This window comes from Psychrobacter sp. NPDC077938, from assembly GCF_044542635.1.
In the GTDB taxonomy this organism is placed as follows: domain Bacteria; phylum Pseudomonadota; class Gammaproteobacteria; order Pseudomonadales; family Moraxellaceae; genus Psychrobacter.
The window spans coordinates 1-14,509 of the sequence record NZ_JBITUW010000001.1 but is presented as its reverse complement, the minus strand read 5'-3'; the positions used below and the strand labels follow the sequence as shown (position 1 = coordinate 14,509).

The 14,509-nt window shown below is 43.1% G+C and carries 12 protein-coding genes; 9 read left to right on the top strand and 3 right to left on the bottom strand.

Annotation, left to right across the window (positions count from 1 at the left end; all coding sequences use genetic code 11):
• Nucleotides 1–4: 4 nt before the first annotated feature.
• Entirely contained in the window at nucleotides 5–817 is an 813-nt protein-coding gene (gene yaaA, locus ACIGBM_RS00060) for a peroxide stress protein YaaA (protein WP_397476378.1), read from the bottom strand.
• Nucleotides 818–1,314: 497 nt separating this feature from the next.
• On the opposite strand from yaaA, the gene ACIGBM_RS00055 reads away from it, so the two are divergent.
• The 6 genes from ACIGBM_RS00055 to ACIGBM_RS00030 all read left to right on the top strand — a co-directional run bounded on the left by ACIGBM_RS00055 (nucleotide 1,315) and on the right by ACIGBM_RS00030 (nucleotide 6,072).
• Nucleotides 1,315–2,466, top strand: coding sequence for a Re/Si-specific NAD(P)(+) transhydrogenase subunit alpha (locus ACIGBM_RS00055; protein ID WP_397476377.1), 1,152 nt, complete (start codon nucleotides 1,315–1,317; stop codon nucleotides 2,464–2,466).
• Between the two features lie 115 nt (nucleotides 2,467–2,581).
• Nucleotides 2,582–2,920: a proton-translocating transhydrogenase family protein gene (locus ACIGBM_RS00050; protein WP_197707696.1), complete on the top strand. Its 339-nt coding sequence runs from the start codon at nucleotides 2,582–2,584 to the stop codon at nucleotides 2,918–2,920.
• A complete protein-coding gene (locus ACIGBM_RS00045) occupies nucleotides 2,917–4,317 on the top strand; it encodes an NAD(P)(+) transhydrogenase (Re/Si-specific) subunit beta (protein ID WP_397476376.1) in 1,401 nt (466 codons plus the stop codon). The genes ACIGBM_RS00050 and ACIGBM_RS00045 overlap by 4 nt, the downstream gene beginning before the upstream one ends.
• Nucleotides 4,318–4,594: 277 nt before the next feature.
• Nucleotides 4,595–5,131, top strand: coding sequence for an acyl-CoA thioesterase (locus ACIGBM_RS00040; RefSeq protein WP_397476375.1), 537 nt, complete (start codon nucleotides 4,595–4,597; stop codon nucleotides 5,129–5,131).
• 162 nt (nucleotides 5,132–5,293) lie between these two features.
• Nucleotides 5,294–5,503, top strand: coding sequence for a Fe-S cluster assembly protein IscX (gene iscX, locus ACIGBM_RS00035; RefSeq protein WP_021812734.1), 210 nt, complete (start codon nucleotides 5,294–5,296; stop codon nucleotides 5,501–5,503).
• A gap of 65 nt (nucleotides 5,504–5,568) precedes the next feature.
• Entirely contained in the window at nucleotides 5,569–6,072 is a 504-nt protein-coding gene (locus ACIGBM_RS00030; RefSeq protein WP_397476374.1) for a GyrI-like domain-containing protein, read from the top strand.
• Between the two features lie 141 nt (nucleotides 6,073–6,213).
• On the opposite strand, the gene dapE is transcribed toward ACIGBM_RS00030, so the two are convergent.
• Together dapE and ACIGBM_RS00020 are read right to left on the bottom strand one after the other, a co-directional pair.
• On the bottom strand, nucleotides 6,214–7,431 hold the full coding sequence (gene dapE / locus ACIGBM_RS00025; RefSeq protein ID WP_397476373.1) for a succinyl-diaminopimelate desuccinylase: 1,218 nt from the start codon (nucleotides 7,429–7,431) through the stop codon (nucleotides 6,214–6,216).
• Between the two features lie 62 nt (nucleotides 7,432–7,493).
• Nucleotides 7,494–8,249, bottom strand: coding sequence for a 2OG-Fe(II) oxygenase (locus ACIGBM_RS00020; protein ID WP_397476372.1), 756 nt, complete (start codon nucleotides 8,247–8,249; stop codon nucleotides 7,494–7,496).
• Nucleotides 8,250–8,390: 141 nt separating this feature from the next.
• Here ACIGBM_RS00020 and ACIGBM_RS00015 point away from each other — a divergent pair, with 141 nt between their 5' ends.
• From ACIGBM_RS00015 to ACIGBM_RS00005, 3 genes are all read left to right on the top strand, one after another.
• On the top strand, nucleotides 8,391–9,278 hold the full coding sequence (locus ACIGBM_RS00015; RefSeq protein ID WP_057758888.1) for a 23S rRNA (adenine(2030)-N(6))-methyltransferase RlmJ: 888 nt from the start codon (nucleotides 8,391–8,393) through the stop codon (nucleotides 9,276–9,278).
• Between the two features lie 26 nt (nucleotides 9,279–9,304).
• Nucleotides 9,305–10,219, top strand: a complete 915-nt coding sequence (gene pssA / locus ACIGBM_RS00010) for a CDP-diacylglycerol--serine O-phosphatidyltransferase (protein WP_397476371.1) — start codon at nucleotides 9,305–9,307, stop codon at nucleotides 10,217–10,219.
• A 624-nt stretch (nucleotides 10,220–10,843) separates the two neighbouring features.
• Entirely contained in the window at nucleotides 10,844–13,993 is a 3,150-nt protein-coding gene (locus ACIGBM_RS00005; protein ID WP_397476370.1) for an ESPR-type extended signal peptide-containing protein, read from the top strand.
• Nucleotides 13,994–14,509: the final 516 nt, after the last annotated feature.

Below are 14,509 nucleotides of genomic sequence, written 5' to 3'. Positions count from 1 at the left end.
CAAGCTACTGATGCGCCGCATCTCGTCTAAACGTCCACGTCTTATCATCAGACGCGTCTTCACAGTAATAATATCCTGCCAAATCAAACTGCTTTAGCTGCTCAGCATTGGTCAGCTTATTATCAGCAGCATATTTCACCATCAGTCCACGGGCTTTTTTGGCATAAAAGCTAATCACTTTGTATTGACCATTTTTTTCGTCTTCAAATCGTGGCGTAATGATGTCTGCCTTCAGTGCTTTTTTCTTTACCGCCTTAAAGTATTCATTAGAAGCCAAATTAACCAATGTTTTGTCATCGCTGTCAGCCATACGCGCATTGATAACGTTAGTCACTTCCTCACTCCAAAATTCATAAAGATTGTCACCGCGCTCATTTTTCAGCTTGGTACCCATCTCTAAACGATATGGCTGGATCAGATCTAGTGGCTTTAGTACTCCATACAGTCCAGACAAAATACCTAAGTGCTCATTGACATAAGTAGCGGTATCTTTGTCCATATGATACATATCAAGTCCAGTATAGACATCGCCATCGAACAAATAGCCTGCAGGTTTAGCGGCATTATCGGAGGCATCGTTAGTAAACGGCTGCTCTTCGCTCCAATGCCATTGTTGATTGCGCGTAGCATTAAGCTGAGCCAGATCGTCAGATATGCTCATCAATTCTTGTAGGTCAACAGGCTCTTTTGACTTCAGTACTTTCATCAGTTCTTGTGAGCGTTCGATTAGCTCGGGCTGACTATAATAATTGCCTAAATTTAGTGGTATAGCGTCTGTTTCGTTCAGGGATTTTGCAGGGGAGAGTAAAAAATACATGGTTATTCCTTATTATAATGAATCGATGACGGGTTTTTTCGAGTGTCAAGTATTCTTATTATACGGTATGCATGGGTGGAACTTGACTCAACCTTGCTTATTTTGTGTTTATTGACGTTATTTGTTTAATAAAAGAACGGATTTAACATTAGGAAATAAATGGAGTTAGGCCTGTATCTATAAGGGCTAAGCGTTTTTAAGAAAAATAAAAGGCTTTAATATACCAACAAAAAGTATGCCAATGGTGTAAATACCTAAATTTTTATTTTACTTGTGGGTCATCATTAGACAATGAAACTTGACGAACGATATCTCTATAATAAAAAGGCATGATGGTAAAGTAGCTATCATTTATTAAATTGATAACCTTTGATCGCTGTAATGGATTAATCATGATCAATGGGTTTTGTCCCCTGTGCTTTTTAGATGTGCGTTGAGGGTATTAAAGGTAGTCGTGAGACGTAAATATAGTCATTGGACGTAAGTAAGGAGACGGTATGAAAATCGGTGTAATCAGTGCAGATATCACGAGCGAGAGCCGTGTAGCCATAACCCCAGACGCAGTCAAAAAATTGCGTAAACTTGGGTTTGAAGTCGTCATTCAGTCAGGTGCAGGCCAAGCAGCATACTATGCTGATGAGTTGTATCAGGCTGCGGGTGCCGACATTGCCAGTAGTCTCACCGAGGTGATTACCCAGTCTAAGATTATTACCACCGTCAATGACCTACCAGTGGAAGCCACTGAAAGCTTATCGTCTGGTCAGATCGTCATTGGCATGCTCGACCCGTATCGCAACACTCAGCTTGACACTTATGCAGCCAAAGGCGCAACAGTCTTTGCGATGGAGTTATTGCCTCGCACATTGTCACGTGCACAAAATATGGATGTATTATCATCACAAGCCAACCTTGCTGGTTATAAAGCCGTATTGCTCGCGGCCAATGAGTATTCACGTCCTTTTCCGATGTTTATGACGTCGGCAGGTACGGTTAAGCCAGCCAAAGTCGTTATCCTAGGTGTTGGTGTTGCAGGTTTACAGGCGATTGCGACAGCAAAGCGTTTGGGTGCAGTGGTAGAAGCCAGTGACCTACGTCCAACCGCTCGCGAGCAAGTAGAGTCACTCGGTGGTAAATGGCTTGATGTGCCGATGAGCGCAGAGGAGGCTGAAACAGCTAAGTCTACCGGTGGTTATGCATGGACGCCATCAGAGCAATATGTCAAAGATCAAGCGGCTGTCGTGGACAAAGCATTGAGCAACGCTGACATCGTTATTACTACGGCGCAGATTCCTGGTCGTAACGCTCCGCGCTTGGTACATGGCGCAACGCTTGCCAAAATGAAGGCAGGTTCTGTACTGATCGATATGGCTGCTGGTACCGGTGGTAACGTCGAAGGCAGTGTGCCTAACGAAACCATCACCACAGACAACGGCGTACGTATCGTTGGTGCCGCCAATATCCCTTCACAGCTCGCCGCACAGTCGTCAGATTTGTATGCCAATAACCTTGTTAACTTTATTACGACATTGATTGCACCTGCTGGCGATGACGCATCGGCTAGCTTGGCACTTAACTTAGACATGGAAGACGAGATTCAGGGCGCACTGGCAGTGACACATGACAGTCAGGTACGACTAGCCAAACGATAGTTTGAACAGTCTATTACCACATATTTTGTCACTACACATTTGCCAGTAATGAATAAATTTTTAGGAGGATTAGATGATTGCCACTATTTTAGCTGCAGCGCCAGCCGGTGCGGCCATGAGTAGCACACCATTTGTAGCGATTTTCACTGTATTTGTGCTCGCTATTTTTGTTGGATACTACGTGGTTTGGGGCGTGACGCCTGCATTACATACGCCATTGATGGCGGTAACCAACGCTTTATCAAGTATCGTCATCGTGGGTGCGATGCTACAGACCGTCACGATTGATGGTTCAATGTTTACACCGACCAGTTTGCTTGGTGCCTTTGCGGTATTTTTAGCCAGTATCAATATTTTCGGTGGCTTTGCCGTGACCGAGCGTATGCTTGCGATGTTCAAACCGAAAGTGAAAAAAGCACCAGTCGCGACCACTGATGCCGGAGGTGACGCATGAACGACTTCTCAACAATGATTGCGGCAAATGCAGATTGGTTCTATCTAGTCGGCGCTATCCTCTTTGTTTTAACGTTACGTGGTTTGTCTAGCCCAAAAACCGCGATTCGCGGTAACCGTTTTGGTATGGCAGCGATGGCAATTGCTGTCGTCACGACGTTCTTCTTAGCAGAAGGCCCTGTGCTTTGGTTGATCATCGGTGCGATGATATTGGGTGCCCTTGTTGGTATGTGGAAAGCGAAAACAGTCGCAATGACCCAGATGCCAGAAACGGTTGCTTTAATGCATTCATTCGTCGGTTTGGCAGCGGTTGCGATTGCACTTGCGACGGTATTACACACTGAACAACAGCATGGTGCCGTTGCTCGCATAGAGCTATTTATCGGTTGCTTCATCGGTGCGATTACGTTCTCAGCCTCGGTCTTTGCCTTTGGTAAATTGGCAGCGAAAAGCTGGGCGAAAACATTGGTTGGCGGCTGGGTAAAACCAGTTCAAGCGCTACTATTCATTGCGATGATTGGTTTCGGTGGGGTGTATTTCGTCACTGATTCATTACCCGCATTTTATGCGATGGCAGTGATTGCCGTTATCTTTGGTTGGATGTGGATTGCCCCAATTGGCGGCGGTGACATGCCGGTGGTTGTATCACTACTGAACTCGTTCTCAGGTTGGGCAGCAGCAGGTATTGGTTTTACCCTTGGCAACTCGATGCTGATTATCGCAGGTTCGCTAGTCGGTTCATCAGGGGCGATCTTGTCTTATATCATGTGTAAAGCCATGAACCGCTCACTACTTAATGTCTTGTTCGGTGGTATGGGCACATCAGCTGTGGCAGCAGGCGGCGATGATGGAGCACCGAAGAACTACAAAGCGGGCTCAGCAGAAGACGCAGGGTTCCTCATGTCTAATGCTAGCAGCGTGGTCATTGTGCCAGGTTATGGTATGGCACAAGGCCGTGCACAGAACGCAGTAAAAGAGCTATATGAGCTATTAAAAGAAGAAGGCGTTAACGTTCGCTTTGCCATTCATCCAGTTGCTGGTCGTATGCCAGGTCATATGAACGTCCTATTGGCTGAAGCTGATGTACCTTATGATGATATTTTAGAAATGGACGAGATTAACTCAGATTTCGCAAGTACAGATGTGGTCTTGGTTATCGGCGCAAACGACGTTGTAAACCCATCTGCGAAAGACGATCCTACTTCTCCAATCTTCGGTATGCCGATTCTAGAAGTCAGCAAAGCCCAGACGGTTATGGTTATCAAGCGTTCAATGAGTACTGGTTATGCAGGTCTGGATAACAGCTTATTCTACATGGATAAAACGATGATGATCTTTGGTGATGCTAAGAAAATGGTAGAAGAGATGGTACGTACTATCAATGGCGGCGGTCATTAATCTCTAAACTATGTTTTTAACCATGATTATTTGCAGATAATTTTTTAGATGAAGAAAGTCACTGAGGTGGCTTTTTTTGCGTTAAAGTGGGCGGCATTTATGAACCGACTATAGACTGAGGTTTTTCCAGTTACGGTCAGTTTTTAATGATCATAATATTAACTGTGCTTTATGTACTCAGTATACGATTTGCGCTTGATTAATCTTTTAACCCATGTGAACTGCTTCAACGATAGACAATCACCAATTATAAATACGATGAAATAAGAGAAAATTTATGAATATGCTACTGCGTTTTTTTATTATGGTCAGTTTACTTAAACAACAGCTCAAGCATCAATCGACGAGTGAGACTATCAGTCTAGAGACGTTGACTGCACCGACCGTTCGTCATTATCGAATTTTGCCTCACGATATGGGATTTCGCGATCATTTACCCAATTATCGTTATTTATCATTTATTGAGCTAAACGTGACACGCTGGGTAAAGGCGTGCTGTCATGAAAAAGGCATTAAGCCGCTCAATTGGGTGATTGCCATGCAAGAGATGATTTATCTGAAGCAAATTAAATTTTTGGATAAAATGACGCTTAGCAGTGCAGTCGCAGGATGGGATCATAAGTATGTGTATTTTGAACATCGGTTCTTTGTCAAAAATCAGCTGATGGGCGTTGGTATGACCAAGTTTGTTTTTACAAATAGTAAAGGTATGCGCACACCAGAAGTATTAGACATGATGGGCGAGCAATTAACAGACACCATTAACACATGGAATGAGCATCAAGTCGCGGTAAAATCGACTAAGTCAGCCTAATCCACATCGCAAAACAGTATTGAAAGACAACATCGTAAAATAACTTGCCTATAATCATTTGCTGAATTTTGGTAGGATAGAGCCCATCAAGTCGTCAGTATTAGGACGATGGCATCGTTTTTAATATGATGATTCTCAAAACGACTAAAAAAAGGTACCGTTATGACCCCACAAAAATTAAAATGGACAGACAGCTTAGATATCGCGATTGAGCTTTATGAGAAATTCCCAGAAACAGATCCGCAGTATATTCGCTTTACTGATTTGCATCGCTGGGTAACTGAGCTTGAAGGCTTTGATGATGATCCACAAAAATCAAATGAAGGCATCTTAGAAGCCATTCAAATGAACTGGATTGATGAAGCTGATTAATCGATTCGGTCTGCCAGCATTACTATAAACAGAAAACTAAATAAACAGATAGAAAAGGCCGCATCATGACATCACAAATTAAAGAGCTACCAGAAGCGATAGCTTGTAGCGGTATCAGCGTTCGTACCACCAATAATGCTGAGATAAGCCATGACACTGCCAAACTTGGTAGATTATGGCAGAAGTTTTATCAAAATCACGCGGGTGAACTCCCTGAAGGTGAAGACATTTATGGTGTCTATCACAACTATGAAAGCGATGATCTGGCAGGAGCATTTGACGTTGTGGCCAGTTGGAAAGTAGCCAGCGAGCAAGATGCACAATCAGAAAGCGACAGTGTAGCCAGTACTAGTAACGTAGTGACGGTTGATATTCCTGCAGGAAAGTACTTGGTATTTTCTGAAGAAGGTTATATGCCTAACACTGTGATGAATGCATGGGAAAGTGCTTGGGAATATTTCAATGCACCCGATTGCGAGCATACCCGAACGTTTAATGTAGACTTTGAGCATTATATCGGTGGTAACTTAGAATACGGTCAAGTTGATGTTTATATTGGTATCGAATAAAGCTAGTAATTGGCTTAAATAACTTAAGCTTATCAAGCCATTTTCGATAAAGTAATGACAGAAAAAGCGCTAACCTAAATCAGGTAGCGCTTTTTCTTTGGGCCTATGTAATCAATTAGACAGGTGCAAATAACCTTGCAATCAGTCCAACAGTAGGTTTTCCAAAATGCCTTCGTAAATCTGCGCAAGCTTTCCTAAATCATCGACTTCTACTTTTTCATCTACTTGGTGAATCGTTGCATTACGCACACCCAGTTCGACCACTTGGGCTCCAGTTGGCGCGATAAAGCGTCCATCGGAGGTACCACCAGAAGTAGATAGCGTTGTATCGACATCAGTAACTTTTTTGATGGCATTGTGACATGCCGAAACCAGTTTTCCTTCAGGGGTCAAAAACGGCTGACCAGATAATTTCCAATGAATATCGTAGCTCGCTTTACTGTTGGCAAAGTGCTTATCAAAGATAGCATGCGTTTTTGCCTTTAGTTCATCTTCAGTCGTTTCAGTTGAGAAACGGAAGTTAAAAACCACGTTTAGCGTTTCAGGAATGACATTGGTTGCGCCAGTGCCGCCGTTAATATTTGATATTTGCAATGACGTGGCTGGGAAGTAGTCATTGCCATTGTCCCATGCGGTAGACGTCAGTTCAGCAAGGGCAGACATCGCCGCATGAATCGGATTAGATGCTAGATGTGGATAGGCGACATGGCCTTGTTTACCTGTAACAGTAAGCTCTGCGCCCAATGAGCCACGACGACCGTTTTTGATAATATCACCTAACGTATCGGTACTTGATGGCTCACCAACGAGACAGTAGGTAATTTTTTCTTGACGTGCCTCTAAAGTCTCGATCACTTTGACCGTACCATTAATTGACGGGCCTTCTTCATCTGAAGTGATTAAAAAAGCAATCGAGCCGTTATGCTCAGGATGATTGGCAACAAAGCGTTCGGCTGCAACAGTAAAAGCTGCAATACCAGTTTTCATATCGGCGGCACCGCGTGCCCATAGATACCCATCAGCGATAGTTGGAGTAAACGGAGGGTAGGTCCAGTTTTTTTCGTCACCTGTTGGCACGACGTCAGTATGACCAGCAAAGCAAATCACTGGATCGGTAGTACCGCGGCGTGCCCATAAGTTTTTAACTTCGGCATGTTCGCCGCTTTGTTTTCTATCACCAAAATACATAAACTCGCAATCAAAGCCTGCCTGTTCTAACCGTGCTGACAACATATCTTGGCAACCATCGTCATCGGGCGTCACTGAAGGGCGCTCTAACAGTGCAATACTTAAATCTAAGGTTTCTTGCTGATGAGTCGTGTTTTGAGATGCGCTTGATTGGTTATGAGAGTCAGACATGGATAAGCCTTTTGTAGAATAAATTGAAATGGTAAATATAAATAAAGATTAGAGGATAAATGCTAAACGGCTACTTCGACAAAGGGTACAAGACCGTCACGGCGCATCCAAGTAGCGATAGAGTAGCGTTGACGATGCGCGATTTGTACTTGATGACGTAAATCGCTATCAAAAATGATTAGTCTATTGGCAACTGGCATCACTTCATGGTGCGTGCCATGCTTATCAACGACTTCTAGCGCACCGCCGTCAGTGGTTTCCCAATCATCATTAAGATAAAACACTGCCGAGATAACACGTTCATCACGTCCAGCAGGGTTGTCACTGTGCCACTGATAGCCAAAGCCAGTCGGATAGCACGCATAATGCGCTTCACTATGGCGAATACCAGCGAACAAACTACGATTGAATAGCGAGGCCAAAGCATTGATGCTTTGTAGATAATAGTAGCCTGCAAAAAAGTCTTCAGTAATCCAGCGTATTCTATCACCGCGAATATCACTGATGCGAACACCCGCGGTCAGCTCTGCATCACGATAGTCAATAAAACCGCTTTCTGCTTGTAGTGCCAATAAGGCAGTACTATTGAATACATCATCAATAATGAGCCAGCCGTCAGTGACAAAGGTATCGAGCTGTTTATCCGTTAGCTTATCTTCCCAGTTAACCGCAAAGTCAGTCATTTGCAATACGTGCTGAGTAGGAATTTCTTGGCTATCATTATGAGTATCTGGCAGCAGTAATGGTGGATTACCCTGACCTATCGGATGATCAACGACCAACGCTGTCTTGTTAAGGTTGCTAATAATCTGCGTCATTTCATCTCATTATTATCAATCAGCTGTCAATATACCGTCATTCAATACGTTTTTATTGAAAGCACTTACTAAAACCACATTATCTTTTACTCTGCCTATGCTACCATAGATGCAATTTTTCTTATTTAAACTTTTGAGATTATGAACTATAAACACGCCTACCACGCTGGTAACTTTGCTGATGTGGTTAAACACATTTTATTGGTACAACTGCTTAATCAACTGGGGCAGAAAAACAAACCTTTTTATGTGCTTGACGCTTATGGCGGTCGTGGACTGTATTCACTAAGCAGTGAAGAAGCGCGCAAAACAGGTGAGGCCAAAGGCGGTATTCAAGCTTTTCTAAAAGCAGATACCGAAAAGGCACCAGCTGCTGTCAAAGATTATATGGAAGGCATTAAGCAAGCCAAATTCACTTATGATAATAAAGTCTACCCTGGTTCGCCATGGTGGGTGGCCCATCACGTCGAAAAAACCGCAGCTAAAAAGCCTGATGCTGGCGTACGTGCTGAGGCTTTTGAAGCCAAAGCGACTGAATACGATGCGTTGAACTATCAGCTACATAAGTTGCCAATTGGTATCCAGCATCGTGATGCTTTTGAAGGTATCACCGCTGTTATTCCACCAAAAGAAAAGCGCGGTTTGATTTTCCTTGATCCCCCTTATGAGCAAGAGCACAAAGATTTTACGCGCCTTATCGATTTATTAGTCGCGGCTTATAACAAATGGCCACAGGGTACTTATGCGCTTTGGTTCCCAATCAAAAACATCGAAGCCGTAGAGCTCTTCTATAAAAAGCTCAAACGTACTGAAATGAGACGTCAGCTGGTTTGTGAGCTAAACATTTATCCTAATGATGTTGCGGTTGGTCTGAACGGTACAGGTCTACTGGTTATCAATCCGCCATGGCAGTTTGATAATCATGCGCGTGAGATATTACGTTTCTTACAGCCAGTACTAAAAGTAGAAGACGCGCCAAACTTGACACCTGATAGTGCGACCAATGTGCGCTGGCTCGTCGGCGAATAGCAATAACGGCCAATAAGGATATTAAGATGACGACTCAGCCACCTATCGGCCAGCCGAATAATGCACCTTTGAACAATGCGTCCTTAAATGAGGGCTCGCTGCAAGATAATGCAGCGACTCAGCCACCGTTTATTGATGAGCATGAGTTTAATATCCGCTTAGCGGATAACGACAGCTATGATGGTTTGACATTTGAGGTGATTGAAGCTGAAGTAGCCGAAGGTAAGCGAGTGGTCAGTCGCGGCGTCTATTTGGCACCCAATCTGATCACTACCTTATCGCTACTGTCAGGCTTTTACTCGATTTTGGCGAGTACCCAAGGCGAGTTCTATAAGGCAGCTTTGGCTATCTTTTTATCCGCTATTCTTGATGGCGCAGATGGACGTGTCGCACGTATGCTCAATGCGCAGAGTCCATTTGGTGAGCAATACGACTCTTTAGCAGATATGCTAGCGTTTGGTGTTGCCCCTGCTATTTTGATTTATAGCTTCGCTTTAGAGCCATTGGGTCGTATCGGCATTGGCTGTGCATTTGTCTTTACCGCTTGTGCTGCTTTTCGCCTTGCACGCTTTAATGTTCAAGTCGGCATCGTCGATAAAAAGTACTTTGTTGGCTTGGCAAGTCCCCTGGCTGCTATATTGGTAACGTCCGCTGTGATGGTCGCAGTCGATCATAATGAGTGGATTGGTCAATACGATACAGCCGTCATGCTACTGTTTGCAGCTTGGGTCGTGACTTGCGGTCTACTGATGGTCAGCAATGTCAAATACTATAGCTTTAAAGAATTCGATAAAAAGAAAGTACCTTTTGTAGTGCTTATCATTGGGGTGTTAGTCATGAGCATTGTGCTTTATGATATTCCTGTTGGTATCTTAGCAATCGGCATTATTTATGCGTTATCAGGTATCGTGACTACGATTAAAGCAAATTTTAAACACTAAATTTGATGTCTTCCATATGCTATTTTAGATTGCTATGAGTTATTTTCAAACTTTAACCATTTAAGTTAGTTAATACTAAAACATCTCTAAACATATCTTACAAGAGTCGCTTATCTATTGATAAGCGGCTTTTTTGTGTCTTATAAAAAAATTCTCTTAATGACTTGCATACTGTCATACATAGGTTAATGAGTAATCTCATTTACATGTGATAGATAACTCCATCAAACCAATACTCGTCAAACATATATATTAGCCAGTATTTTCTGTTCCAGCCTCATAATATATTCTTTAAAGAATATATTTATAAGTTACAAATTCAAAACAAGAACTTTACAATCAACATATAATATTTCATTATGTATCTGTAATGTTCCCTTTTATATCAAAATTACACAGAAATATTTCTAGAGATGAGAGTTTTAGCTTTCAAAACTTCAAGAATAATATTTCAATTTTCCAGTGGACAGGCCGTTCATAGAAATACTCAACCAATAGCTTCCTTGTTTAACTATTTATCAACACTAACGTCTATGTCTAATAGTGATAGCTTAACTATCAGTCTATTTATATAGCCATCATATAGTTGCCCTAATAGCGACTTTATATATACAGGATACTCTCATGTTAAACCATGTTTACCGCGTTGTTTTTAATCGTTCTACGGGTTGCTATACTGCCGTTAGTGAAATCAGCAAGTCGGGTGGAAAGTCTAATAATAGATCAGGTCAAGTGGGCACAGTGCCAGCTGCGAAACTAGGCAACTCACTACGCCGGAGTGCTATAGGGGTTGCTATTGCTGGCGTGCTAGGATTGACGGCAATGAGTAGCCAAGCGGAAATGTGTATAACGCAATCCAGTGGAACAAATGGCAGTACCGCCCCACAAAATACATCTATAGCTTGTGGATTTCAAAACCAAGCTTTGAATACCAGTTCAACAGCAATAGGTTTTATCAATAGTGCTTCAGGTACTTCTAGCTCAGCAGTAGGTTATGTCAATGTTGCTTCAGGTACTTCTAGCTCAGCAATGGGCCATAGAAATGAGGCATTAAGTCTATATAGCTCAGCGGTAGGCAACACTAATACTGCCTCTGGTGAAAGTAGCTCAGCGATAGGTGCTTACAATAGAGCATTAGGGAATTCCAGTTCAGCTATAGGTTCAGAAAATTATGTGGAAGGTTTTAGAAGCTCAGCCTTTGGTAACGAAAATAGAATAACAGAAGGTTTTGGATTGGCAGCAGGTCGCCTTAATCAGGTTGAAGGCTATGTTGGTACGGCTGTAGGTTTTAGTAATAAGGCAATTGGTCAAGCCAGCTCCGCAATAGGTAACGAAAATACAGCCTCCGGAGTTCGTAGCTTGGCAATAGGTAGCGACAACTCAACCGCTGAGGAGCGTAGTACTGCAGTTGGTAGTCTAAACGTAGCTTCTAAGTTGCGTAGTTCAGCGCTAGGTTCTAATAATACTGCTTCGGGAGAACGTAGCTCAGCAGTGGGGTATGGTAATACTGCATCAAGTAACGATAGTTCAGCAGTAGGCTCTAATAATAATGCCTCTGAGGAGGGTAGCTCAGCGTTAGGTCGCAATAATCAGGCTTTGAGCAACAACAGTTCAGCAATAGGCTTCAATAATGCTGCATCAGGTAACAATAGTTCAGCAGTAGGCTACAACAATATAGCATCTGGTTTAGGTGGTTCAGCAGTAGGCTACAATAATACAGCCTCAGCTAACGATAGCTCTTCATTGGGTTTTAGTAATCAAGCGTTAGCAGAAAGAAGTTCAGCATTGGGGAACTACAATATTGCATCAGGTGTTTCTAGTTCAGCGATAGGTAGTTTTAGTAGGGCATCAGGCGCCAATAGCTTATCCGTAGGGTCAAACGCGACCGCTAATATTGATAACAGCATTGCTCTAGGAGAGCGAAGCGTCACTACTGTAGATGCAAGTGTAGCAGGTTATTCAGCTGACGGTAATACTAGTTCAACGTGGCAATCTACTTTGGCAGCACTTAGTGTTGGCGATACGTCTAGTGTTGACTCAAATAATTGGAAAACCCGCCAAATTACGGGTGTAGCAGCAGGCACATCCGATACTGATGCAGTGAATATTGCTCAGTTAAAAAAGTTAGAAACAACAGGTATTTCTTATTTCAGTAATGTAGCAACCGCTTTAGGTGGGGGTGCACAGTTCAGTAATACAGGTGTGTTCCAAGCACCTACATATAAAATAAGCAATGCGAACTACAATAACGTGGGTGCTGCATTTGCTGCAGTTGATGGCAAGCTGACAGATTTGCAAACACAGATAAATACGATTGAGCTAACACCCGGACCTAAAGGCGAACAAGGTGATACAGGAGCAATCGGTCCACAAGGTCCAGCAGGATCTGACGGCATCAATGGTCAAGATGGTGCGCAAGGTCCTCAGGGTGAACAAGGACCAGCGGGTCAAAACGGTGTTGACGGTTTAAATGGTGCTGATGGCACTAACGGTAAAGATGGTGTTGATGGTTTACAGGGTCCAATCGGTCCACAAGGTCCAGCAGGATCTGACGGCATCAATGGTCAAGATGGTGCGCAAGGTCCTCAGGGTGAACAAGGACCAGCGGGTCAAAACGGTGTTGACGGTTTAAATGGTACTGATGGCACTAACGGTAAAGATGGTGTTGATGGTTTACAGGGTCCAATCGGTCCGCAAGGTCCAGCAGGATCTGACGGCATCAATGGTCAAGATGGCGCGCAAGGTCCTCAGGGTGAACAAGGTCCAGCAGGTCAGGATGGTATTGACGGTGCTAAAGGTGATAAAGGCGACTCAGGTATTAGCGAAGCAGCTAAAATTGAATTAGAAAGTAAAATCGAAGACAGCCAAGCTCGCTTCTTTAGCGTTAATGGCTCTAGTGACAGTGAAGATGCAGGCAATTATAACAGCAATGGCGCTACTGCTGACGGTGCAATAGCAATTGGGGTTAATGCTCAATCTAAAGGTAAGGACAGCATCGCTATGGGCACTAACAATACGGTGACTGGCGATCAATCTACCAGCGTGGGTAATGGCAACATCGTTTCAGGTGATCGCTCAGGTGCGTTTGGAGACCCGAATATTATCGGCGGCAGCGCTAATTATGCAGTTGGCAACGACAACATTATCGGTGATACTACTAGTAATTCAGTAGTGTTAGGTAGTAATGCGACAGTTGGTGCTACAGCGGCTACAATTGGTGCTAATAGTGCACCAACCTTTGCTAACGAGACTAACGCCTCAAACTCTGTTGCTATCGGTGAGTCGGTGAACGTCCAAGCAGCTAATGCAGTATCTATCGGTGCTAATAGCAGTGCGACTCATAGCAATGCGGTAGCATTAGGAGCAAACTCACAATCAACGGCAGATAATACCGTATCGGTAGGCAGTGCAAACAACCAGCGCCGAATTACCAATGTTGCCGCTGGTATTAATTCAAATGATGCAGTTAACGTTTCTCAGCTTAACCAAAATCGTGCCGAAGCCTTTGGTTATACAGATAGAAGAATAAATGATTTAGAAGGTGAGACTCACTCAGCAGTAGCGGGTGCGCTTGCTTTCGGTGCTCTACGTTATCCCAACACGCCAGGTAAAGTAAGTGTTGGTCTGGGCGGTGGTACATGGGAAGGTGAGACAGGGTACGCATTTGGTGTCGGTTACACTACATCTGACGGACAGTTTTCTATCAGTAGTGCTTTTGGTGGTAGTGGCAGCCAAAATGGTGGCAATGTTGGCGTAAGCTATACTTTCGACTAATATGTAGATCTAAGAAATAGAGAAATACTTGAGCCTACTATTTTCTTTAATAGTAGGCTCAATCAATTCAATTCATCAAGTTAAAATGTTTTTGAAAACTCTTCTTGTTTTCTATCTAAAACTCCGTATAATGCCACCCAGTCGAAAGGGAAGTGGATTACTGATTTGGACGATGCAAATTGTTTAAATTAAATAGCAAATACTTCTTGACTAAATAAATATAGCGTCTATAATACGCACCTCATCAAGACGAGCTGGAAGTAGCTAGTGTGTAGATTACACATTAATAACCCAGTTAACTTGTTGAAACAAATTAAAAAAAGAAGTTGACAGACTATTAAAACATGATATGATGGTCAGCTCGCTAAATAGGATAAGCCACATTGGCTGACTTATTTAGTTTGAAATACTAGCACTGGATGACAGTGTCAGACATTATTTAAAAGCATAACTAAAGAACAACTTGTGTGGATTTTTGCTGATTCAGAATGCTAAAAAATAAAGTTGACTATCTTT